The sequence below is a fragment of the Sphingopyxis panaciterrae genome, from assembly GCF_011762125.1.
GTDB lineage: Bacteria > Pseudomonadota > Alphaproteobacteria > Sphingomonadales > Sphingomonadaceae > Sphingopyxis > Sphingopyxis panaciterrae.
The window spans coordinates 88,253-111,330 of record NZ_JAASQN010000003.1 but is presented as its reverse complement, the minus strand read 5'-3'; the positions used below and the strand labels follow the sequence as shown (position 1 = coordinate 111,330).

Here is a 23,078-nt window from a genome sequence, read left to right as displayed (position 1 = left end):
AAATCGACTCCGTCACGGCGCTTCAATCTCTTCAGGACAGACTCTATGGCGGTTTCGCGCCTTGCGGCGAATCCCGCACGCCGGTAAGCGATTGCAATGTTTGCGGGTCGCATCGCTCCACAGATCGTCAATATCCATGCCAGCTGCGTCGCGGCGGGCGGGCGGGGTATCCTGTTGCTCGGCGCTTCGGGTCACGGCAAGTCCGACCTGGCGCTCAGAATGATCGATCGCGGTGCGCAGCTGGTCGCCGACGATCGCTGCGACATCTGGTTCGAAGACGGCCGGTTGCAGTGCCGCCCGCCCGAGAATCTCGCCGGCAAGATCGAAGTGCGCGGCGTCGGCATCGTCGAGCGCCCTTATGTCGCGCCGGTCCCTCTCGCGCTCGCGGTGCGGCTGGTAGACCGCTACGAACGCATGCCGACGGCCAGCCAGATCGAAACGGTGGCGGGACACGAACTGCCCGCGCTGCTGCTGTCCGCCTTCGAGATTTCCGCGCCGATCAAGATCATGATCGCGCTCGATGAGCTGGAGCGTCGATCATGACCCGGCACGCCGAACCCCGCTTGCTGCTCGTCACCGGTTTGTCGGGCGCCGGCAAGTCGACCGTATTGAAGGTGCTCGAGGATCTTGGCTGGGAGGTCGTCGACAACCTGCCACTGTCGCTGCTCGAGGCACTGATCGCCGCACCGGCGAAGGGCAGCGACGCCAGCCGCCCGCTCGCGGTCGGCATCGACAGCCGGAGCCGGGGGTTCAAGCCGAGCCGGCTGGTCAAGCAGATCAAGTCGCTGCGCGAATCGGGCGGACGCGACGTCCAGACGCTGTTTATCGATTGCGCGGGTGCCGAGCTCGAACGCCGCTTCTCCGAGACCCGCCGCCGCCACCCGCTCGCCGAGGACCGCCCCGCCGCGGACGGCATCGCGCGCGAGCGCGAGATGATGGAATCGCTGCGCCGCTGGGCCGAGCATGTCGTCGACACGACCAACTACAGCAGCAACGATCTGCAACAGGAAATCCGCCAGCGCTTTGGCGACACCGGCCAGGACGAACCGGTGCTCAATGTGATGAGCTTCGGCTTCGCGCGCGGGCTGCCGCGCAATGCCGATCTGGTGTTCGACATGCGTTATCTGCGCAATCCGCACTGGGATACCAGGTTGCGCCCGGGAACCGGGCTCGACCGCGACGTGTCGGCCTATATCGTCGCCGACCCCGCCTATGAGGCGACGGTCGCGCAGATCGAGGCACTGCTGATCGCGTTGCTGCCGCGCTATCGCGCCGAGGGCAAAAGCTATGTCACCATCGCTTTCGGGTGCACCGGCGGGCGTCACCGGTCGGTCCACGTCGCCGAACGCGTGGCCAAAAGGCTGCGCGAGGCGGGCCATGCGCCGACCGTTATTCACCGCAATCTTGACTCTGCCCCGCAAGATGGGCTTGAGGGCAGGCCCCCGCCCGCGCCTTCCGCGTCCGGCAATGGGAAAGCATAGGGGTCGAGGACTGCATGCCCACCGATAAAGCCTTGCCACTGCTGGGGATGGTACTGGTAACCCATGGGCGACTCGCCGAGGAAATGGTGACCGCGATGGAACATGTCGTCGGTCCGCAACGCGCGATCGCGACCGTTTGCATCGGCCCCAACGACAATATGGAAATGCGGCGCAAGGAAATCGCCGATGCGATCCGTGCCGTCGACGAGGGGCGCGGCGTGATCATGCTGACCGACCTGTTCGGCGGCACCCCGTCGAACCTCGCGATCAGCCTGCTCGACAGCGGCCGCACCGAAGTGATCGCGGGCGTCAACCTGCCGATGCTCATCCGGCTGGAAAGCGCGCGCAAGGCGATGGACCTGCGCGCCGCGGTGATCGCGGCGAAGGAAGCGGGCCAGAAATATATCTCCGTCGCATCCGAAATGCTGGGGGTGGGTTGATGAGCGAGGTGTCCGAGACGGTCGAAATCACCAACCAGCGCGGACTGCACGCGCGCGCCAGCGCCAAGTTCGTCACCTTCGTCAGCCGCCTGCCCGACAGCGTGTCGGTCGAGGTCGAAAAGGGCGGATCGCGCGTCAACGGCACCTCGATCATGGGGCTGATGATGCTCGGCGCCGCCAAGGGCGATTCGATCACCATCCACACCAGGGGCGAGGGCGCCGACGCCGCGCTGCTCAAACTCGTCGGGCTGGTCAAGGACAGCTTCGGCGAGGATTGACCCGATGACCGGCCGCCGCAGCCGTATCGAAAGCCTGTCGAACCCGCTGGTCAAGCGGATGCGGCTGCTGCGCGAAAAGCGCCACCGCCGCGCCGAGGGCCTGTTCCTTGCCGAAGGACTGCGCATCGCGACCGAGGCGCGCGCAGCAGGGGTGCTGCCGCACTGGCTGTTCCTCGCCGAGGAGGGCGCCGCGCACCCGCTTGCCAAGGCCTTGGTCGACGCGACGCTCGCGGCGGGCGGCGAAGTGATCGACACGACACCCGCGATCCTTTCGAAACTGTCGGGCAAGGACAATGCGCAGACGATCGTTGGCATCTATGCCGAACCGAAAACCGCGCTGACCGGCCTCGACCGCGATAGCGCGCCAATCTGGCTGGTCGCCGAACGGCTACGCGATCCCGGCAATCTCGGCACGATGCTGCGCACCGGCGACGCGGTTGGTGCGGGCGGCTTGATCCTGATCGGCGAAAGCACCGACCCCTATGCGGTCGAGGCGGTGCGCGCGAGCATGGGCGCGATCTTCACCCAGGCGCTGGTACAGGCCGAATGGGACGAATTCCTCGGCTGGCTGCGTGCCGGGCGCGGCGAACTGGTCGCGACCTGGCTCGGCGACGATACGCAGGATTATCAGGCGGTGCGCTATGCCGCGCCGACCTTCATTCTGATCGGCAATGAATCGCAAGGAATGCCCGCCGATTATGCCGCGGCGGCCGATGTGCGGGTGAAGATGCCGATGATGGGCAAGGCCGACAGCCTCAACGCCGCGGTCGCCGCGGCCGTCATGGCATATGAGGTGCTCAACCAGCGGCGAAGCTGAACGGCAGGGCTCCTTTCGGTTCAGGCGGCTGCCAGCTCTATGCTAATATGCCTTTCCCACCCGTTCGCATCGAGCGAAGTCGAGCCGAGTGCGATGTTGATCGGCGTCTCGACTTCGCTCGACATGAGCGGACGCCAAGGAGTATCCCGTGTCCAAGCTCTTCCCCCTGCCCTTACTCGCCTCGACCCTCGCCCTTGCCGCCTGCGTCCCCGCGGCCGAAGCGCCGCCATCGCCGGGCAAGCCGCCCGCCGCCGCCTATCTGGCGCTCGGCACCGAGCCCGGCTGGACGCTCGAGATCACGCCCGGAATGCTGAACTATGACGGCGATTATGGCGATACCAAGATCGTCGTCGCCAACCCAGGCGCCCGGCCGGGCATCAATGGCGAGCGCTATGTCACCCGGCGGCTGACGGTCGATGTGACGCACGGCGAATGCAGCGACGGAATGAGCGACCGCCGCTATCGCGACATGGTGACGGTCACCGCCGATGGCCAGACGGTGAAGGGTTGCGGCGGCGGTATCCTGTCGCCCGCCGAACTCGCCGGGACCAACTGGACCTTCGTGTCGATCGGCGGCGTGGCCGTAGCCGCCGACCGGCCGACGTCGCTGCGGTTCGAAGGCGGCCGGCTGAGCGGCAGCGCGGGCTGCAACCGCTTTTCGGGCAGCTATAAGCACGCCGACCGGACACTGACCGCCGGACCGCTGGCCGCCACCGAAATGGCGTGCCCGGGGCCGGGCATGACACAGGAAAATGCCTTTTTCGCGCTGATGCGCGGCGCGGTGGGCACCAGCTTTCCGACCGACGGAACGCTGATCCTGACCGGTCCCGGCGGGCAAACGGCGGTGCTGAAGCGGGCGATCTGATAGCTCTTTCCACCCGTGCGAACAGGATGCGCTGAAACGTCAGCTTTGGAGTGGGAAGCGGGCATCGCTTTCTACAGCTTCGTCATCCCGGGCTTGACCCGGGATTCCGCTTTTTTGCGGGCTTCCGCAACTTTCGACGTCAAGCGGGACCCCGGATCAAGTCCGGGGTGACGAAAAGGGATAACGGCAGCTTCCGGCCGAAACCAGCCAGCAAAATCGCAAGCCGATCGCCGCCCGGCGGGGCCGCTATTCCCCCGCGTCGTTGACCGCCGCCGGTGCCGCCGCGAGCTTGGCGAGCGGACGGGCCGCCTGTTCGGCGACCGGAAGCGCCGGAATTTCGCGGTCGCCGGTTTCGATGTCGAGCGCCTCGAAACGCCGCGCCTGTGTCAGCACCTGCGATTCGAAGCTGCCGACAAAGGCGTTATAGGCGCCCGTCGCCTGATCGAGATTCTTGCCGACGCGCGCGATATGCGCGCCCATCACCGACATGCGCGCATAAAGTTCCTTGCCGAGTGCGGCGATTTCGCGCGCCTGATCGGCCAGCTTTTCCTGCCGCCACACCGCCGCGACGGTGCGCGCGATCGCGATGAGGTTGGTCGGCGTCGCCAGCAGCACCTTGCGTTCGAACGCATAGTCCCAAAGCTCGGCATCCTGATCGAGCGCGGCGGCAAGGAAATGCTCGCCGGGCACGAACATCACGACGAAATCGGGGGTATCGGGAAACTGGTTCCAATAAGCCTTGGCGCCGAGCGTGTTGACATGCGCCTTCATCGCCGCGGCGTGCGCGGCGAGATGCGCCGCCTTCTCGCGCTCGTCGACCGCACCGAACGCGTCCTGATAGGCGTTCAATGACACTTTGGCGTCGATCACCAGGCTCTGTCCGCCCGGCACCTTGACGACGACGTCGGGGCGCAGCCGTCCGCCGTCGCCGTCGTTCACGCTGACTTCGGTCTGGAAATCGGCATGTTCCGAAAGCCCGCAGCTTTCGAGCACATTGCGCAGCTGCTGCTCGCCCCAGCGCCCGCGCGCCTTGGGTGCGTTGCGCAGCGCGTTGACAAGCTTCGCCGCTTCGCTCGACACGCGTTCGGTGCCCTCGCGCATCGCGGCGATCTGGCCGTGGAGCAGGCCAAAGGCGTCGCGGCGCTCGGCCTCGACCTTCGCGACCGCCGCTTCATATTTTTCGAGCCGGTCGTGGACCGGGTGGAGCAGCGCCTTCAGATTCTGCCCCGCGGTCGCCTCGCTTTCCCGGAAGCGCGCCTCGGCGCGTTCGAGGAACGCCTTTTGCGCGCCATCGAGCATCACCTGCCCGACCTCGCGGAACTGCGCGGTAAGCGCCGCCTGCGCATCCTTGAGCTGCGCGATCTGCGCATCATGCGCCTGGTCGCGGGCCTTCTGCTCGGCAAGCAACGCCGCAAGCTGGCGATCCGCCGCCTGCCGGGCGTCGCTCTCGGCCGCGAGGTCGGTCACCGCGCCCCGGAAGCGTTCCGCAAGCCCGTCGCGCTCGGCCTTGAGCGCGCCCGCTTGCCGCCCGGCGAAAAGCCAGCCGATCAGGCCGCCGGCAGCGAGAGCGAAGAGCGCGATCATGAGCGAGGTTCCATCCATCGGCGGAACATAGGACGAACGCCGCCCCTCTGGCTAGCCGGTATTTGCGCGGAAACGCCAGAGATCGAAAAACGGGATGGTGCCCGAGTGCGCTCGATCACAGCCGCCACCGGATGTCCGGGCGATGAGGAAGCCCAGCCGTAGAATTTTGATTTCGCTGGAATTAGACCGGCCCAAGGGATTTGCCGCCCCGGTCCGTCTCTATTCGGGCGAAGCTTTTGATCGGAGCCAAGGATATGAGGAAATGCGCAGTCACCGCGGCGGGCGTGGCCGCCATGCTGGCAACGCCCGCGATGGCGGACGAACGTTGGCTCGTCTATACCGGGGGTGAAAAACCGAACCGCATCTTCGTCGTCGTCGACGAGACCTATCTCGACGCGGTGCCCTTTGCCGAAAAGACCTACAAGCTCGAAACCATCACCGTGCTCGAAAGTGCGAAGGCGCCCGACTGGGTGTCCTCCAACATGATCATCGATTGCGACCGCAATACGCTGGAGGAAAAGCTCATCCAGGTCTCGCCGCGCGGCGGGAAGCTCACGACCGCGCCCGACCAGCCCGCCAAGCAGCCGACGAACGCGGTCGGCGAAGCGCTGATCGCCTTCGCGTGCGAGATGGGACCCAAGAACAGCGAGCAGCGCCTCGCAGCCCGCAAGACCGACCTCACCGGCCGCGGATGGATGTATATGGGGCCGGTGACGACCAGCGACGTCACCGATCTCGCGTGGAACTCGATGTGGACCGACGGCAAGCGCCCCGCCGGCACGCCGCGATCGGCCGCCGAACTCGAGCGCGAGATGGCGAGCCTCGACGCCCGGCGCCAAAAGGCGCTGGCCGAAGCGCAGGCGATCGCCGGCCAGGTCGTCGAGACCGACAAGAAGGACCAGCAGCGCACCGCCGACATCATGGCGCAGACCGAGGCCAATGGGGCGATCGCCAAGGCGCGCAAGCGGCGCGAACCCGCGGCGGTGCTGCGCGGGATCGAGCCGTGGATTCTTCACGGCGAAGCCGAACTGGTCGCAAGCTGGGGCCCGCCGACGAATTTCGAGGATCGCGGCGGCAAGCGCTTCCTGCATTATTACAAGACCGGGGTCATGCTGGGTCCCGACCCGTCACAGGGGTGCGGACCCGGCAATATGTATGTTCCGGACCCCAATTCGAAGAGCGGCGGCATGATGTGCGTCGGCGGCGCGCCGGCACGCTCCGAGACGCCGATCGAATGCACCGCCAGCTTCGAACTCAGGGACGGGACGATCATCGACTATGTGACCAAGGGCACGTAAGTCACCTATAGCTGGGGAGGCAACGGCTGCGCCCAGCTGTTCGGCAAATAATCGGATCGGGCACCGGGCCCTGGGCAGCGTGGACAAATTCGAATGCCTATTATCGGCCGGTAGCGGACGCTAGCTAAATAACCGTCGCCCCCGCGAAGGAGTGAAGGGTCGAATGGTCCCCCGGACCATTCTTGGACATGCCGGGGGCATGTCCAACCCTTAACTGGCCGCAATCAGCCGAGCGCAAGGTTGCCAGCGGCCCCCGCCTTCGCGGGGGCGACGGTTATGGATGGTTAGCGAATGCCCGCTCCCCACCCCAAAGCCGCCGTTTCGACAAGTCACGAATTTGTCCACGCAATCTAGCCCGAACCGAACGGCAGGATCGCGCGATAGGCCTCGACCCCCGGCGCGCCGCCGACGGCCACGCCCTGGGTCAGCAGCCAATAATGGCGCACGATCTCCGCCTGCTGCTCCAGCCCATAGCGGGCGAGCGGCCAGCCCGGCTTCAGGCTGTAGCCATAGGTCGCGAAGGGATGGCGCATCAGCACGAGGTACCAGCGACCGCGCGTCTGCGCCTGCCACACATGCGTCATTTCATGGATGAACAGGCCACGCAGGTTGCGGTCGGCGGCGCTGAAATCCTCGCAATAAAGATCGCCGTGCGGATTGAAATGCAGGCTGCCCATCGGCGCCATCACGATGCGGCGCGGCTGGAAGAAGATCCATTTATGGTGGCACACGCGCACCCGGTCATAGGCGATCGCGTCGCCGAACACGCTGCGCGCGAGCGCGATTTCGCCGCTGGTCAGGGCGCGCGACGGGCGCGGCACCTATTTCTTGGCCGCGTCCGTGGCCGGCTTGCCCGCCGCCGCATCGGCCGGCCCCGGACCGTGATCCATCGCGCCATGGTCCATCGCGCCATGATCCGTGCCGCCGCCGCCCATCGCCGTCGACGCCTGCTTGATCGGCAGGTCGAACAGGATGCGTTCATTATTGTTGTTGGTGAAGACGAACTGCATCGGCAGCTTGCCCGCGCGCACCGCGGCGCCGTTGATGCCCCAGATCATCAGATGCTTGCCGCCCTGCTTGAAAACCAGTTCGCCCTTCGCCGGCACGTCGGCGCGGGCCAGCGGCTTCATGGTCACCACATTGTTTTCGCGCACGCTTTCGTGCATCTCGACGCGCTGCGCCAGATCGGCGGTCACCGCGACCAGTTGGGCATCGCGCGGCCCCCCGGTGACCCGGAAATAGCCGACGGCGGGCCGGTCGGCGGTCGCCCCCATTTCGATATAGCCGCTGACCACATTGAGCTGCGGCCCCGCGCCCAGATTTTCCCCGCACGCCGACAGCGAAAGGGCGGTGGCGGCAAGCGTGGCGCCAAAGAGGCTGGATGCGAAGGGCTTCATGATGCTGGGACTCCCGAAATGCGTCAATTTTCCCGTCCCAGATAAGGCGTCAAAGCCCTTGTGCCAAGGATTAGCGCACCTATATCGCCCCCATTAGGCCCCCAACGGGATTCAACATACGGCGTGCCTTTTCAGGGCGCCGAAGAAGCAACAAGGACGGAAAATACCAATGGCCAAAGTGATCGGGATCGACCTCGGCACCACGAACAGCTGTGTCGCGGTGATGGAAGGCGGAAAACCCAAGGTTATCGAAAATGTCGAAGGCACGCGCACGACGCCGTCGATCGTCGCCTTCGCCAAGGACGGCGAACGCCTGATCGGCCAGCCGGCGAAGCGCCAGGCGGTCACCAATCCCGAAAACACCGTTTTCGCGGTGAAGCGCCTGATCGGCCGCCGCTTCGACGATCCGATCACCAAGAAGGACACCGAACTGGTTCCCTATACGATCGTCAAGGGCACCAATGGCGACGCGTGGGTCAAGGCCGGCGGCGAGGATTATTCGCCGTCGCAGATCAGCGCCTTCATCCTGCAGAAGATGAAGGAAACCGCCGAAGCCTATCTGGGCGAAAAGGTCGAGCAGGCGGTGATCACCGTCCCCGCTTACTTCAACGACGCCCAGCGCCAGGCGACCAAGGACGCCGGCAAGATCGCCGGCCTCGAAGTGCTGCGCATCATCAACGAACCGACCGCGGCGGCGCTCGCCTACGGGCTCGACAAGTCGGAAAACAAGACGATCGTCGTCTATGACCTTGGCGGCGGCACCTTCGATATCTCGGTGCTCGAAGTCGGCGATGGCGTGTTCGAAGTGAAGTCGACCAACGGCGACACCTTTCTCGGCGGTGAAGATTTCGACAGCAAGATCGTCGAATATCTCGCCGACGGCTTCAAGAAGGACGAAGGCATCGACCTGCGCGGCGACAAATTGGCGCTGCAGCGGCTGAAGGAAGCCGCCGAAAAGGCGAAGATCGAGCTGTCGTCGGCCGCGACGACCGAGGTCAACCTGCCCTTCATCACCGCCGACGCCAACGGGCCGAAGCATCTCGTCAAGACGATCACGCGCTCGGACCTTGAAAAGCTGGTCGAGGATCTCGTCAAGCGCACCCTCGAGCCGTGCAAGAAAGCGATCAAGGACGCCGGCATTTCGGCGAGCGAGATCGACGAAGTCGTGCTCGTCGGCGGCATGACGCGCATGCCGCGCGTCCGTGAAGTCGTGAAGGATTTCTTCGGCAAGGAACCGCACACCGGCGTGAACCCCGACGAAGTCGTCGCGATCGGTGCCGCGATCCAGGCGGGCGTGCTGCAGGGCGACGTCAAGGACGTGCTGCTGCTCGACGTGACCCCGCTGAGCCTTGGCATCGAAACGCTGGGCGGCGTGTTCACCCGCATGATCGACCGCAACACCACCATCCCGACGAAGAAGAGCCAAGTCTATTCGACCGCCGACGACAACCAGTCGGCGGTGACGATCCGCGTCTTCCAGGGCGAGCGTGAAATGGCGGCCGATAACAAGGCGCTCGGCCAGTTCGACCTCGTCGGCATCCCGCCGGCACCGCGCGGCGTGCCGCAGATCGAGGTGACCTTCGACATCGACGCCAACGGCATCGTGTCGGTCCACGCCAAGGACAAGGGCACCGGCAAGGAACAGCAGATCAAGATCCAGGCCTCGGGCGGCCTGAGCGACAGCGACATCGACCAGATGGTCAAGGACGCCGAGCAGTTCGCCGAAGAGGACAAGGTGCGCCGCGAGGCGGCCGAGGCGAAGAACAACGCCGAAAGCCTGATCCACTCGACCGAAAGCCAGCTGCGCGAGCATGGCGACAAGGTCGATGCGGCGCTGAAGTCGGAAATCGAAGCCGCGGTCGCCGAAGCCAAGACCGCGGTCGAGGGCGGCGATGCCACTGCGATGACCGAAAAAGCCGGCGCGCTCGCGCAGGTCGCGATGAAGCTCGGCCAGGCGATTTACGAGAAGGAGCAGCAGTCGGCCGCATCCCCCGGCGCCGACGATGCCGGTGAAGCCAAGGCCGACGAAGATGTCGTCGATGCCGAATTCTCGGAAGTCGAAGACGACAAGAAGTAAGAAAACTCCCTCGCCGGCCCCCTCTTCGGGGGTTCGGCGGGCCGGAGGGGGCATTTGACGCATGTCACTCGACATCGATTATTACGAACTGCTCGAAGTCGAGCGCACCGCCGACGATGCGACGCTGAAAGCCAGCTATCGCAAGCTCGCGATGAAATATCATCCCGACAAGAATCCGGGATGCGACGACAGCGAAGCGCGGTTCAAGGCGATCAGCGAAGCCTATGATTGCCTGAAAGACCCCCAGAAGCGCGCCGCCTACGACCGCTTCGGCAAGGAGGGCGTGCGCGGCGCGGGCGGCTTCGGCGGTGGCGGCGGCAATGGCGATTTCGGCGACATCGGCGATATTTTCGAATCGATATTCGGTTCGGCCTTCGGCGGCGGCGGCCGCCAGCAACGCGGCCCCGCGCGCGGCGCGGACCTCCGCTACGACATGGAAATCAAGCTCGAGGACGCCCACGCCGGCTGCACGCGCGAGATTCAGGTCGACGTCGCCGTGCGCTGCGAAACCTGCGACGGCAGCGGCGCCAAGCCGGGCACCCGGACCAATCGCTGTTCGACCTGCGCCGGCCACGGCAAGGTGCGCGCGCAGCAGGGCTTCTTCATGGTCGAGCGCACCTGCCCGACGTGCCAGGGCGCGGGCGAGGTTATCGCAGACCCCTGCAACACCTGCCATGGCGAAGGCCGTGTCGACCGGCGCAAGACGCTGACCGTCAACATCCCCGCCGGGGTCGACGAAGGCACGCGCATCCGCCTGTCGGGCGAGGGTGAGAGCGGCGCGCGCGGCGCGGCGCCGGGCGACCTTTACATCTTTCTCCACATGGCGCGGCACAAGGTATTCGAACGCGAAGGCACGACGCTGTTCACGCGCGCGCCGATCAGCTTCACGACCGCGGCCCTCGGCGGCTGCATCACCATCCCCGGCCTCGACGGCAAGAAGCATGAGATCAGCATCCCCGCGGGCATCCAGTCGGGCAAGCAGCTCCGCCAGCGCGGCGCCGGCATGCCGGTGCTCAACGGCCGCGGCCATGGCGACCTGGTCGTCCAGGTCGATGTCGAAACGCCGACCAAGCTCAGCGCGCGCCAGAAGGAACTGCTCGCCGAGTTTCGCGAGACCGAAACGGGCGACGAATGCCCGGCCAGCCAGGGCTTTTTCGGCCGCATCAAGGAAATGTGGGACGATCTGACCGACTGATCTGGAGCATCGTGCGTTAAATCGGCATCGCTCTAATTCCAAACGGGATGGAAGGTCAGATTAAAAGCTCGCCGCGATCGCGGGCAGGCGGCCGCTCCCACAAACGAAATTATGCAGCGATCCTTTTCGCTTTCGGCGCCGGCGTCTTCGGCTTGTAGCGGCAAAGGTCGATGACCGGGCAGCGCCAGCATTCGGGCGTCCGCGCCTTGCAGATGTAGCGGCCGTGGAGGATCAGCCAGTGGTGCGCGCCGACCCGGAACGGCGCCGGCGTGTTTTTGTCGAGGCTCTTTTCGACCGCGAGCACCGTCTTGCCCGGCGCCAGGCCGGTGCGGTTGCCGACGCGGAAGATATGCGTGTCGACCGCGAAGGTTTCGGCGCCGAACGCGCAGTTCATCACGACATTGGCGGTCTTGCGCCCGACCCCGGGCAGTTCGACCAGCGTGTCGCGGTCGGCGGGCACTTCGCCCCCAAAATCGCGCACGAGGATTTCGGACAGGCCGATGACATTCTTCGCCTTGCCGTTGAACAGCCCGATCGTCTTGATATGCTGCTTGAGCCCCGCTTCGCCGAGATCGAGCATCTGCTGCGGGGTCTTTACCTCCTGAAACAGCTTGCGCGTCGCCTTGTTCACCCCGACGTCGGTCGCCTGCGCCGACAGCACGACCGCGACGAGCAACTGATAGACATTGCCATATTCCAGCTCGGTCTCGGGGCTCGGGTTGAGCTCGGCGAGACGGCGGTAGAATTCGAAGATGTCGGCTTTCTTCATTCTGGCGCTCCGTGCCGGATGATCGCGCGTTCCGATGCCCGCGCGATCTCGATGAGCCAGAGGATATCCTGATCAGATAGCGTGAGGGCGCGCACCCACGCCGGATTCGAACGCTGCCCCTGGATATGCCGTCCAAAGCGGTCGGGCCAACCCGCCGCCAGCTTTTCAAGCCAGCCGCCATCATTCCCGTGCTTGAGATAATTTGCGGCAAAACAGAGCGCATCCACGTCCGCGTGCAGGGGCACGGCTTCGCGAAGCGCATCCGCTTTCAAATCGGCATGCTTTCGGAAGCGAGCAACCTGCTGGTTCGGAATATTTCGTTCCCAGAGGTGATAGATGGCAATGGCAATTGCCGCCCGGAGTTCGGCTAGCGCGTCGTCGACCGCCTGCTGCTCCAGACGATAGACGTCTTCCTGATCCCACAGCCGGTGGCCGTCGGTTTCCCACTCTCCGATCGGCGGCTTGCCCTGATCGGTATGGCGCCGATACTCCCGGGTCCGATCGCCAAGATCGATACGATGCTCGTTCAATACGCCCGTAGCAGCATGGTACATCATGCCGATGGCTTTCAGACCTTCGGCATAGTGGTACGCGCCCATGTCGATGCCCAGGTCGGCCATGACGGCGGCTAAAGCCCCAGCACCTCGGGCATCGTGTAGCGCCCCGGTTTCTGCCCGGTCAGCCACAGCGCCGCGCGGACCGCGCCGCGGGCGAAGATCATGCGGTTTTCGGCGCGGTGCGACAAGGTGATCATTTCCTCGGGTCCGGCGAAGATCACGTCATGGTCGCCCGCGACGGTGCCGCCGCGCAAGGACGCGAAGCCGATGTTTCCGCGGCCGCGGGCGCCCGTTTCGCCGTCGCGGCCGCGCTCGGAACATGCCGCCAGCGCGATCCCCCGCCCCTCGGCAGCGGCCTGCCCGAGCAGCAGCGCGGTGCCGCTCGGCGCGTCGACCTTGCGATTGTGGTGCATTTCGAGCACTTCGATATCCCAGTCGGCGTCGAGCCGCGCCGCCGCTTCGCGCACCAGATGCGCGAGCAAGGTGACGCCGAGCGAGGTGTTGCCGGTCTGGAGCACCGCGATATCCTTCGCGGCATCGTCGATCAGATAATGGTGGCGTTCCTCGAGTCCCGTCGTGCCGATGACGATCGGGGTCTGCGCCGCGACGCAGGCATCGAGCGTCGCCTCGAGCGCGGCGGGCGAGGAGAAATCGACGATCACGCCGGCTTCGGCCGCAAGCTTCGCGATATCGCCGCCCTTGTCGATACCCAGCGGCTGCCGCCCCGCCTCCGCACTCGCCGCGGCGAGCGCGACGCCCATCCGGCCCTGGCTGCCGACGATCCCGATGCTGGTCATGAACCCGATTCCCCGTTCGCCCCGAGCTTGTCGAAGGGCCGTTCTTGTTTCATCACGCCATAAGGCGAAGAATGGTCCTTCGACAAGCTCGGGACGAACGGAGTTCAGGCATTGGGTGAAATCCGGAGCATCGTCATCCTGACCGGCGCCGGGGTGTCGGCCGAAAGCGGCATCGACACCTTTCGCGACGGCGGCGGATTGTGGGAACAGCACCGGGTCGAGGATGTCGCGACCCCCGAAGCCTTCGCGCGCGACCCCGACCTCGTCCAGCGCTTCTACGACATGCGGCGCGCGGCAATCCAGACCAAACAGCCCAATGCGGCGCACGACGCGCTGGCGCGGCTCGACGCCCAATGGACGGGCGAATTGCTGATCGTGACCCAGAATGTCGACGATCTGCACGAACGCGCCGGGGCACGGCGGCTGATCCATATGCATGGCGAGCATCTGAAGGCGTGGTGCACCGCCTGCGATGCGCGGAGCAGCTGGCTGGGCCCGCTCGGCGACCGGCCCGCCTGCCCGGCGTGCGGCGTGGCCGGCCTGCTTCGCCCCGATGTCGTCTGGTTCGGCGAGATGCCGTATCGGATGGAGGATATTTATCGCGCCTTGAACCGCGCCGACCTGTTCGTGTCGATCGGCACCTCGGGCGCGGTCTATCCCGCCGCGGGCTTCGTGCGCGAGGCGCGCGCGTCGGGCGCCGCGACGCTGGAACTCAACATGGAGCCGAGCCAGGGAACCCACTGGTTCGACGCCGCGCGCCATGGCCCGGCAAGCGCGCTGGTGCCGGCGTGGGTTGCGGAGATGCTGGAGGAATGACGCTTCGAAGGATCATGGCGGGTTGCGGCCGGTAGCTGCCGTTACAAATATCGGCACCCAGAGCGAGGCCAGCGGAGCGTTCAGCACAGCGATCGGACGGCGGACCGAAGCGCCCGGCAATATCCGATAGCTGAGGTTTCTCGGCGGCTCGGCGTCAGCCAGCATTCGCTCTACGCCTGGAAGCGGCAGCTATGGTGGCAAAACCGTCCCTGCTGGTCGACAACACTCTGGATTGCCAGTTTGACGTGGCTGCGCCAGATCGGCTTGGGTGATAGACATCAACTATATCCGCACCTTGGAGGCTTTGGCTATCTGGCCATCGTGATCGATCTCTATTCCCGCCGGATGATAGGTTGGTCGATGCAAAGCCGCCAGACTGCCGATGCGGCGCTACAGGCGCTGCACAGGCCGTATGGCGGCGCAAACCGAAACAGCGGGTATTGATCCATCCCGATCAGGGCTCGCTGTTCATCAGCAACGGCCATGACAATGCCGTCGCCGAGAGCTTCTTCTCGTCGCTCAAGCGCATTCGGCGCCCCACCTACAAAACACGCGAGGAAGCCCGGCAGGACGTGTTCGATTACATTGAGATGTTCTACAATCCGGTGAGAAACGGGATACTGTCACCCGTCCAGTTCGAACAGCAGCAGATTTTGAAAGCGGAAAGCGTATAGCAAACTAGGGGCTATTCAAGCCTCTTTTAATTCCTTTGCGTGGGATTACGGACGTTGCAGAGGCGATGCTCGTGAGTGAAGCCGATCATAGTGTCGCGGCGACTTGTCGGTGAAAAATCCATCGGCGCACTGGGAAAGTCTCAGATTTCTATAGGGCATCTGGCCGAGGTCGACGCTAAGCGTGCCGGGCGCGTTGCAATAGATCGTGCTGGCCGCAATAGAATCAAAATTCGCACGGAAATGCTGACTCGATTTGACGACGACGACGGATTTGCTCTTTAGATCTACGCCTAATTCTGTGAAACACTCGGGCGACAGAACTTGCTGCCGGATCGAGTTTACGATGATGTCGATGCTGCCAATCCGCAGGGCTGCGGTCAGTCCCAGCGGACTATTCGGAATATCCGAGAAAAAACGCTGGCTAACATCCGATCGAACGGACCGCACCTCGACTTCCAGATCCAGCGGGGCTCCGGACATCGGGCCAATCTTGCCGCCGACCCTGATCGCAAGCGTGCTGCCCGGCCCGGCATCCGCGGCGATCTGCGCTGCTTGGGGATCCCAAATCATGCCGATCGCCGCAGCGTCGCACTGCCGCTCGATCAACGCCCGGAGCAAGAAGGTGCTGTCTCCCGCTGCACCCCCGCCAGGGTTGTCGGAACTGTCAGCGACGATGATCGGCCCGAGCCTGGAACGAAGTGCCATGGCACGATCGAGCGCCGCTGTTACATCGTCACGGCGCGATGGGGTGTCCTGAATTGCCGACAGGAATCGGGATGCGATGGTGTCCGCCACGCCATCGACAACATGCTGCTCGGCGTCCTGCGCAACGATGACGACGGACGCGCCGCTGTGCTCCGAATCGGCCCATGGAAAGCCATGCATGAGCGTGACCGAACGAATGCCATCGCGTCCCTCTGCAGCGACGAGCGCATTGACCACGCTCCGCATTGGCTCCTCGGTCGTGCCCTGGAGGCTGAGCACCGGGATCGTTCGCAGTGTCGTTGTCAGGCGGGACTGATCGAAGACGACGTCTTCGACAATCGCATAGAGTTCCTTAGTCCGCGCGACAAAGTCCGTGTGCGGATATTCCTTGCATCCTATCAGGACGGCGCCGCTTTCGATCATTTGCGGTGACATGTTGCCGTGCAGATCGAGCACGACGCCGATCGTGACGTCTGGGCCGACCTGCTTGCGGATGCGGGTGAGAATATCGCCTTCGCAGTCGTCGGTGCTCGAAGCGATCATGGCGCCGTGAAGGTGAAGGATGACGATATCGATCTCACCGGCCTTGGCAAGCCGCGCGAGGATCTCGTCTCTCAACATCGTATATGTCGACGCTGAGGCCGGGCCCGACGGTTGCGCCCAGAAGCACGGACCTTCAATCATCTCGTGTCCCAGGTCGCGGCCAATAGCGATTGCATTGCCATAGCCGGCAAAGGCGAGGGCTTTGTCCCGACCCCGCGATGCTGGAGGGCGATAGCAGACATCGTCCTCAAAACTGCGCAGGCTCGTCGGTAACGGCGAAAAGCTGTTCGTTTCATGCGCCAGGCAAGCGACGAATATACGGAGTCGGCGTCGATTTGTTCGTGGCATTTGCATTCCGTTCAATGCTCGCGCCTGAATGTCAGCCGGTTCAGGCGCCCGGCGGTGAAGGCGAGGCTCTGGCCATCTTCGGCAAAGGTCAGCATCGCGCCGAGCAACGAGAAGGGGCCGCAGGTGTCCGCTCGCCAGATATCCGATCGAAGCGGGGACAAGAGATAGTCTGCTCGCCCATGACGGCCGCAGGTCGAAAGCATGGGCCCGTCGGATGTGTCCCTGACCTCGATGCTGGCGCCGAGCGCCATGCAGACATAGCGCCCGGCATGCGAACCGAGCGAGGCTGTGCTGGGCTCGAACGCGTCCATCCGGTCCGCGTTGCCGAAATCGAAGAATGTCGCTCCGGTTTCGTCGAGGCAAAGCCATTGCCTGATGAAGTCCATCGTGACGGGAAAGCGCAACGCGCCAGCCTGATCCGGCGTGACGGGAATGAACGGTCCACCGTCGATGGACAGCGCCTGCGCGCCACCCTGCGGCGACAATTGAATGACGCGGCCGCTGCCGGGCGACTGATAGACCGTCGACTTCGCGTCCCATACGCCCGGTTCGGGCTCGGTCTCCAGACCCTCGACGCACACATCGACGACGCGATTTGCGAGTTGCGCGCAGCTTGCGTCGACGCCGTTGGTCATGACGATGACATCGAGCGCGAGGGCGGGAACGGATATCATCTGCGCGCTGCCGCCCAGCACGCCGCCATTGTGAGAGACCGTTTCGACACCCCGATAGCGGCCGATCGCCAATCCCAAACCATAGCCGGTGATGAACCCGCTGCCGAGGCGATGTGGTTCGCGCATCGTCTGCCACGTTTGCGCCGACCCGACGACAGGGGAACGCATATGCTTCATCCAGCGCAGCATATCGTCGACGGTCGATGCGATACCGCCGGCGCCGGTCAGTTCCATCCCCATATAGTCGCGTGTATGTTCGCCCTGTCGGTTCCGCATGTGCAAGGTTGCGCTGTTCGGAACGAAATCATCGTCCCATCGCCGCAGGAGACTATCGTGCATGCCCACCGGGTCGAAGATGCGCTTGCGCAGCACCTCTTCAAAGGGCTCCCCCGCAATCTGCTCGATCGCTGCCGTCAACAGCACATAGCCGCCGTTGTTGTAGCTCCAGTTCGTTCCCGGCTCGAAATCCCGGTCATCGATCGTTCGGTAATATTCGATCATCTCCCGGTCGGAGACGTGCCGGCCGGTTCCGTGCAACAGCATGGTGATGGCATAGAGATCGCGGATGCCGCTCGTGTGGCCCATCAGTTGCCGAACCGTCACATGCCGCGTCGCATCGTGCAGATCGGGCACATGTCTTCCGATCGCATCATCGAGCGAGCACAGGCCCTGCTCCTGCAGGAGCATGAAGGCGAGAGCCGTGAAATGCTTGGTCACCGATGCGATACGCATGCGCGTCGTCGGGGTTAGCGCGACCGGAAGTTCCATGCTCGCGCGGCCGAAGCCCCGGCGATAGACCGGCACGTCATCGATCGCGACGCCGACGGCAATGCCGGGCAGGTGGCACTGGTTCGCTGTGGTAAAGATCACGTCCAGCGCCTCAGCGTCGGCCCTGACGCGCATGGAATTGATGGACATGGTCATTCCGCCATGTCCATCACCCGCGCGGCGTGGACGGGGCGTTCGGTCGCCAGCGCATATCCGGTCTGCAGCGCCATTGCGAACAATTGTTCGCGCGGATAGCGGATATCGTCGCCGATTGGGCTCGCACCGTGAACGATGGTAACGGCGGTGGTCACCGCGACCCCTGCGCCGGCATCGATCCAGGTCGAACTGCGCGTCGCTTCGGTCGATCCGGGGTGACCCCAGACTTCGCGGCCCGCCCATGCCCGGCGTTCGAGGCCCAGCGCATAATCGAGGCCAAGACTCAGTGCGAATGCCGGATTTTGCGAAGGGCTGGCCGTCGCCGCGGCGAGATCGCCCAGCGTGATGCCGAGCGGACTGTCCGGTCGCAGCAGGCTTTGATAGATCGTCAGGATGTCGTTTGCGCTCGCGATGCCGTCGCCGCAGCCATAGGCCCAGGATAATGCGCCGGTGATGTCCACCGGTTCGGGCTGGCCCGAAAGCATCCAATATCCGCGCATTGGGTCACCCGGCGGGAAGGCGCCGAATGCCGTGTTGCGCAGAGCAAGCGGTGCGACGATCCGTTCCGCGACAAGATCGCCGTAACGCCGCTGCGTCACCGCCTCGGCGATCATCGCCGCGATCACCCAGCCGGTGTTGCAATAGTCGAAGCGATTGCCCGGTTCGAACAATTGCCCCTGCGGCAGGGCAAGCGCAACCAGGTCGCGTGGCGCGAACGGAATCCGCATGTCGAAATGGTCGCCCAGCGCACGGCTGAACTCGCCGAGCCCTGATGTGTTCATCAACAAGTGTCGCGATGTGATCCGTCGGTCGATCGGCAGATCGAGATAGTCACGCACCGGTGAGTCGAGATCGATTCTGCCGTCGCGCGCAAGCAACACCAGCAGCATCGCGGTAATCGTCTTGCTCTGGCTGCCGATCTGAAAAATGTCGTTCGGCGTCACCGCGCGCGACCGCTCCCGATCTGCATGGCCAGCAGTGAAATTCACCCGGCCGACGCCATCGACGTCGATCACAACCAGTGCGCCAAGGTTGCCGAGGCGATCGACGAGGTCCTGCACGATACGATCGAAGCGTTCGACGGCGTCGACGCCAGATGCGGTGCGGGGAACGTAGGCAGACGTCTGCGTCACGAGAAATCCTTTAATAATTTCCGGAAATCATGCGGTGGAGGCCGGCGCCCGCCTCCGTAAGGTCGAAGGCCAGCGCGAAGTCCTTCGGCGGTTCTGCATCCAGCAGATGCTCCGCGAAGAAATCCCAAATCGCCGTGATGGCGGCCGCGCTTTCGAAAATTACGCCGTGTCCGGCTCCGGGAATGATCAGTTGCCGGAACCGCTTTCCTGCCTCGCTGAGCCGGGCGCTGAGCGCGAGCGTCTGTCCGACATGGACATTGTCGTCCATGTCCCCGTGGATAAGCAGCAATGCTCCCTGCAGCCGCGCCGCGGCGTCGAGGTTCGACTGCGCATCGCGCGCCGGCGTGCCGGGTCGCCCGCCATATTTGTCGATCCAGAAAGAGATATAGTTGCGGCAGTCGTGATTGCCGCAGATCGACACGCCGGTCTTGAAGACCTCCGGATAGTCGAACAGCGCGCGCGCTGCGGAATGACCGCCGCCTGACTGGCCGAAGATGCCGATGCGGTTGCGGTCGATAAACTGATATCTTTCGCATAGCTGCAACATCACGGCGGCATGATCACCCAGTTGCGGTTCATGAAGGCTGCCGCGCCCGGCCTGATGAAAGGCGCGACCGCGCAGCGGCAGGCCGCGGCTTTCGACGATGACGCCAACCATGCCCAGTTCTGCCAGAGATTGCAGCAGCAACGCGTCGGCCGTCGGAAAGCGCCGTTGGAACCAGTTGGTCTGCGGGCCGGGATAGATATAATCGACCAGCGGATAGGATCGGCTCGCATCGAAATCGGACGGCAGATACAACGCGCCATACAGCTTCGTGACGCCATCGGACGCCAGCACCTCGAACGTCAGCGGCTTCGGCCCATGCCAAAAGTCATTGATGTTGCTTTCGGCCAGCGGCAGGTCGCGCTGCGTCTCTATATCGGTGATGACGGTGCGCGTTGGCACGTTCGCGGCACCCAGGCTCGTGGCGACATGGCTCCCGTCGGGCGATAGACCCGACGATGCGTATGATGGCCGATGGGGCCGCGTCTGCTCGACACCGGCGACAACGTCCGGCCGGATGCCGATATCGTTGTCGCACGCCAGCACCATCGTGTTTTGGGTCCCGTCGAAGTCGATCGCGTACAGGCGCCGCAACGACGGATCCCGCGCGCCTTCCGTGCCGTTGGCGAGATAAAGGATGCGGCGCGCCTGCTCATCGACCTGCACGATCTCGCGAACCATCCACGCGCCTTGGGTGATGCGGTTCTTGCATGCGCCCGAACGAAGGTCGTGGAGGTAAAGATGGCCGTACCCGTCGGCTTCCGAGTACCAGATCAGTTCGGACGAGGCGGGAAGCACGCGGATCAATGGCTGGCTGCCAAGGGAGGCGCTCGTGTCAAGCCAGCCGCTCCCGGCCTTTTCCTCGATCACCCGGCGCAGCGTTCCGGTTTGAAGATCGAGCTCGATCAGTCCGATCGTCGCGCAGAAGCGATCATGGGTAAGATAATAGAAACAGCCGCCCGCGAACCAGCAGTCGCGGAACTGGAAAGGCGAAAAGGCCTGCGGGATCGTCGGTTCATCGGCCGCCGAGACGATGCGTCCGGTAGCGACATGCACTGCGATGAACTCGACCCGCGGCAGAGGATCGCCCGCCAGCGATACTTTATAGCGATGCACGATCGGCCGGCCGCCATTTGCGGGCGCATGTTCGACCAGCTCGCCGTCCGGCAGGTGGCGCTCATCGATCCGATGGGTGACGAACCATGCCGAATCCGCAGACCACAGCCCCTGCGGCACCGGGTGGCGACGCGCGGCGAGCGGTGCGGCACCGGCTTCGATAGGATGACCGAACTGATAGAGCGGTTCGCCGTCTGGAAACAAACATGTCTCGATGCCGGTGGCGCGGTCGCGCAGCCAGACCGTATGATCCTTAAGAAAGGCCGCGTTCCGCCCGTCCGGCGAATAAAGGGCGGGCAGCGGATCGAGAGACTCAATCGCGATCAGCGCGTGGCGGTCGAGTGCGATATGATAGGCGACACCCGATATGGTTGCCACCAGCCGGTCGCCGCCCGGCATATCATAGGTCGCGCCGGCAAGATCGCTGAGCGCCAGCATCTTGCCCGGCTGGTTCGACAGCAATTCCAGAAGATCGTCGAACGCGATCGCGCTGGCCGAAGACCCGGACTGCGCATTGGCGATCATCGGCCGGAGCAGGATCGCCCCGCCGTCAACGCGCTGCGACACCGTGTAGAACAGGCGATGATCGTCGATCCAATAGGCCTCTGTCACGTTGCCGGTCAGTTGCGGAGCCAGGACCTGCGGAAGCACGGCGCGCGCGCGATCATAGGCGGGGAGCGGTTCGCGACGCCGGCTCATGCGGTGTGGCTTTCACTCGCAACTGGCGGGGACGCCGGCTCCGTCAATCGCCCGGCCGACCAGAAACAGAGCGCGCTGAGCAAGGCAAAAGGCGCGCTAGTCAGCGCCATCGCGCGCCCGATCATCTCGTCGCCGCCGAGCGCGTGACCGATTGCGGCGACGAGCGGCGCAGCACAAGCCCCGGCGAGCGAGATCAGCACGACATTCAGCCCCATGGTCAGCCCGCGCAATTCGTTGGGGATGCGGAAATTGATCGCGATCACCGGGATCGCCATCGCGACTGCGCTGCAAGTCATGAAGACGAAAAGCCCGGCCGCAAACCAGCTCAGGTTCGGCGCGGTCGCCATCCAGCTAGCGGGCGCGCACAGCGCTGCCGCGAGCGCCGCGGGCAGCATCACGCTGCCGCGGCCGCCACGGCGATGTGCGACCTCGCTCAGTCTGCCGGCGGCAATCACCCCAGCAATGCCCGCGGTAAGCTGGACCAGGCTCAGCCAGGTCGCGAAGTCGCCGGGCTGCTGGCCGTACACGCGCATCAGCGCAGGCGCGATCCAACTCACCACGCCAATCGACGCGAAGGTGAAGAACATCATCCCCGCGAACAGTGGCGTGAGTACTTGGCGATAGGTCCATAGTTCGCGAAACGTGCCGCCGCCGCGCTGCGCCACTTCCTGGCGCGCCGGTTCCTTCAGCGCGATCAGGGCGGGGATCAGCAACAGCCCCAGCGCAGCGAACAGAATGAACACAATGCGCCACGGCGACAGGCCAAAAACGGGATTCGACGCGGTGGCAGCAGCGATGAAGGCGAACCCGCTTCCGCCGACGAGGATGGCGAGCGCCTGCCCCGCCACCTGGCCGAGAATATAGGTCGATGTCGCCCGCGCTCGTCGGCTCGGCGGGAAATAATCGGAGTATAGCGAAAGCGCGGCGGGATAGGTGATCGCGCTCGCCGCGCCGAGCACGACCTTTGCCAAGATCAGTGCCACCAGCCCTTGCGCGGTGCCCATCAGCGTCAGCCCGAGACACCACAGCGCGGCAGCGCAGGTCAGCAGGCGGGTGCGGTTCCAGCGGTCGGCCAGCATCCCCATCGGCATGCACAGCAACCCATAGGCGATATAATAGACCGTCGTGTTGATCAGTCCGACCTGAATGTCGCTGAGCCCAATCTCGTGCTTGATCGGTTCGATGAGGAGTACGACGACCCCGGCGTCCATTGTCGTGAACACGGCAATGGACGCCAGAACCGCCTGCGCGAAGCGAGCGCGGGCAATGCCGGGATAACGCGCTGGCGAACCCGTTCCTTGCAAAGCATCCGGCCCTTCGCGCATCGTGAACTTTTCCTTTTCTCTT

The 23,078-nt window shown here is 64.5% G+C and carries 21 protein-coding genes and 1 pseudogene; 11 read left to right on the top strand and 11 right to left on the bottom strand.

Annotated features, from left to right (window positions below; genetic code table 11):
- Positions 1 to 96: 96 nt before the first annotated feature.
- The 6 genes from FHR22_RS12395 to FHR22_RS12370 all read left to right on the top strand — a co-directional run bounded on the left by FHR22_RS12395 (position 97) and on the right by FHR22_RS12370 (position 3,881).
- Positions 97 to 543: an HPr kinase/phosphorylase gene (locus FHR22_RS12395; protein ID WP_166943015.1), complete on the top strand. Its 447-nt coding sequence runs from the start codon at positions 97 to 99 to the stop codon at positions 541 to 543.
- On the top strand, positions 540 to 1,481 hold the full coding sequence (gene rapZ, locus FHR22_RS12390; protein WP_166943012.1) for an RNase adapter RapZ: 942 nt from the start codon (positions 540 to 542) through the stop codon (positions 1,479 to 1,481). Before FHR22_RS12395 ends, rapZ begins: the two co-directional genes overlap by 4 nt.
- Before the next feature lie 38 nt (positions 1,482 to 1,519).
- The gene (locus FHR22_RS12385; RefSeq protein ID WP_166943912.1) at positions 1,520 to 1,921 is read left to right on the top strand and encodes a PTS sugar transporter subunit IIA; all 402 of its coding nucleotides are present in this window, start codon (positions 1,520 to 1,522) and stop codon (positions 1,919 to 1,921) included.
- On the top strand, positions 1,921 to 2,199 hold the full coding sequence (locus FHR22_RS12380; protein ID WP_166943009.1) for an HPr family phosphocarrier protein: 279 nt from the start codon (positions 1,921 to 1,923) through the stop codon (positions 2,197 to 2,199). The genes FHR22_RS12385 and FHR22_RS12380 overlap by 1 nt, the downstream gene beginning before the upstream one ends.
- Positions 2,200 to 2,203: 4 nt before the next feature.
- Entirely contained in the window at positions 2,204 to 3,016 is an 813-nt protein-coding gene (locus FHR22_RS12375) for a TrmH family RNA methyltransferase (protein WP_166943005.1), read from the top strand.
- Between the two features lie 148 nt (positions 3,017 to 3,164).
- Positions 3,165 to 3,881: an META domain-containing protein gene (locus FHR22_RS12370; RefSeq protein ID WP_341786615.1), complete on the top strand. Its 717-nt coding sequence runs from the start codon at positions 3,165 to 3,167 to the stop codon at positions 3,879 to 3,881.
- Positions 3,882 to 4,127: 246 nt separating this feature from the next.
- Here FHR22_RS12370 and FHR22_RS12365 read toward each other — a convergent pair whose 3' ends face one another.
- On the bottom strand, positions 4,128 to 5,483 hold the full coding sequence (locus FHR22_RS12365) for a DNA recombination protein RmuC (RefSeq protein WP_166943002.1): 1,356 nt from the start codon (positions 5,481 to 5,483) through the stop codon (positions 4,128 to 4,130).
- Positions 5,484 to 5,719: 236 nt separating this feature from the next.
- Here FHR22_RS12365 and FHR22_RS12360 point away from each other — a divergent pair, with 236 nt between their 5' ends.
- On the top strand, positions 5,720 to 6,763 hold the full coding sequence (locus tag FHR22_RS12360) for an ATP synthase F0 subunit B (RefSeq protein WP_166942997.1): 1,044 nt from the start codon (positions 5,720 to 5,722) through the stop codon (positions 6,761 to 6,763).
- Positions 6,764 to 7,113: 350 nt separating this feature from the next.
- Here the strand turns inward: FHR22_RS12360 and FHR22_RS12355 are convergent, their stop codons facing one another.
- Positions 7,114 to 7,584, bottom strand: coding sequence for a vgr related protein (locus tag FHR22_RS12355; protein ID WP_166942994.1), 471 nt, complete (start codon positions 7,582 to 7,584; stop codon positions 7,114 to 7,116).
- A complete protein-coding gene (locus FHR22_RS12350) occupies positions 7,585 to 8,160 on the bottom strand; it encodes a copper chaperone PCu(A)C (protein ID WP_166942991.1) in 576 nt (191 codons plus the stop codon).
- A 169-nt stretch (positions 8,161 to 8,329) separates the two neighbouring features.
- Between FHR22_RS12350 and dnaK the strand changes: the two genes are divergently transcribed.
- Together dnaK and dnaJ are read left to right on the top strand one after the other, a co-directional pair.
- Positions 8,330 to 10,237: a molecular chaperone DnaK gene (dnaK, locus tag FHR22_RS12345; protein ID WP_166942988.1), complete on the top strand. Its 1,908-nt coding sequence runs from the start codon at positions 8,330 to 8,332 to the stop codon at positions 10,235 to 10,237.
- Positions 10,238 to 10,298: 61 nt separating this feature from the next.
- On the top strand, positions 10,299 to 11,432 hold the full coding sequence (gene dnaJ, locus FHR22_RS12340; RefSeq protein WP_166942985.1) for a molecular chaperone DnaJ: 1,134 nt from the start codon (positions 10,299 to 10,301) through the stop codon (positions 11,430 to 11,432).
- A gap of 109 nt (positions 11,433 to 11,541) precedes the next feature.
- On the opposite strand, the gene nth is transcribed toward dnaJ, so the two are convergent.
- From nth to dapB, 3 genes are read right to left on the bottom strand one after another with little or no spacing between them, the layout of a single operon-like run.
- Entirely contained in the window at positions 11,542 to 12,201 is a 660-nt protein-coding gene (gene nth, locus FHR22_RS12335; protein WP_166942981.1) for an endonuclease III, read from the bottom strand.
- A complete protein-coding gene (locus FHR22_RS12330; RefSeq protein WP_166942978.1) occupies positions 12,198 to 12,821 on the bottom strand; it encodes a hypothetical protein in 624 nt (207 codons plus the stop codon). The genes nth and FHR22_RS12330 overlap by 4 nt, the downstream gene beginning before the upstream one ends.
- An 8-nt stretch (positions 12,822 to 12,829) precedes the next feature.
- Positions 12,830 to 13,555 carry a 4-hydroxy-tetrahydrodipicolinate reductase gene (dapB, locus tag FHR22_RS12325; protein WP_166942975.1) on the bottom strand — a complete coding sequence of 242 codons (726 nt, stop codon included), beginning with the start codon at positions 13,553 to 13,555 and terminating at the stop codon, positions 12,830 to 12,832.
- A 111-nt stretch (positions 13,556 to 13,666) separates the two neighbouring features.
- On the opposite strand from dapB, the gene FHR22_RS12320 reads away from it, so the two are divergent.
- Together FHR22_RS12320 and FHR22_RS12310 are read left to right on the top strand one after the other, a co-directional pair.
- A complete protein-coding gene (locus FHR22_RS12320) occupies positions 13,667 to 14,371 on the top strand; it encodes an NAD-dependent deacylase (protein ID WP_166942972.1) in 705 nt (234 codons plus the stop codon).
- A 200-nt stretch (positions 14,372 to 14,571) separates the two neighbouring features.
- Positions 14,572 to 15,045 (top strand): annotated as a pseudogene (locus FHR22_RS12310) (DDE-type integrase/transposase/recombinase); the annotation flags it as partial.
- A gap of 45 nt (positions 15,046 to 15,090) precedes the next feature.
- Here FHR22_RS12310 and FHR22_RS12305 read toward each other — a convergent pair.
- The 5 genes from FHR22_RS12305 to FHR22_RS12285 are packed head-to-tail and all read right to left on the bottom strand — an operon-like array spanning position 15,091 to position 23,056.
- Positions 15,091 to 16,647: a M81 family metallopeptidase gene (locus FHR22_RS12305; RefSeq protein ID WP_243853731.1), complete on the bottom strand. Its 1,557-nt coding sequence runs from the start codon at positions 16,645 to 16,647 to the stop codon at positions 15,091 to 15,093.
- Positions 16,648 to 16,652: 5 nt separating this feature from the next.
- Positions 16,653 to 18,233 carry a serine hydrolase domain-containing protein gene (locus FHR22_RS12300; protein WP_166942966.1) on the bottom strand — a complete coding sequence of 527 codons (1,581 nt, stop codon included), beginning with the start codon at positions 18,231 to 18,233 and terminating at the stop codon, positions 16,653 to 16,655.
- Between the two features lie 2 nt (positions 18,234 to 18,235).
- Positions 18,236 to 19,372 (bottom strand): serine hydrolase, encoded by a 1,137-nt coding sequence (locus FHR22_RS12295; RefSeq protein WP_166942962.1) that lies wholly within the window; start codon positions 19,370 to 19,372, stop codon positions 18,236 to 18,238.
- Positions 19,373 to 19,382: 10 nt separating this feature from the next.
- Positions 19,383 to 21,731, bottom strand: coding sequence for a S9 family peptidase (locus FHR22_RS12290; protein WP_166942959.1), 2,349 nt, complete (start codon positions 21,729 to 21,731; stop codon positions 19,383 to 19,385).
- On the bottom strand, positions 21,728 to 23,056 hold the full coding sequence (locus tag FHR22_RS12285; RefSeq protein WP_166942955.1) for an MFS transporter: 1,329 nt from the start codon (positions 23,054 to 23,056) through the stop codon (positions 21,728 to 21,730). The genes FHR22_RS12290 and FHR22_RS12285 overlap by 4 nt, the downstream gene beginning before the upstream one ends.
- Positions 23,057 to 23,078: the final 22 nt, after the last annotated feature.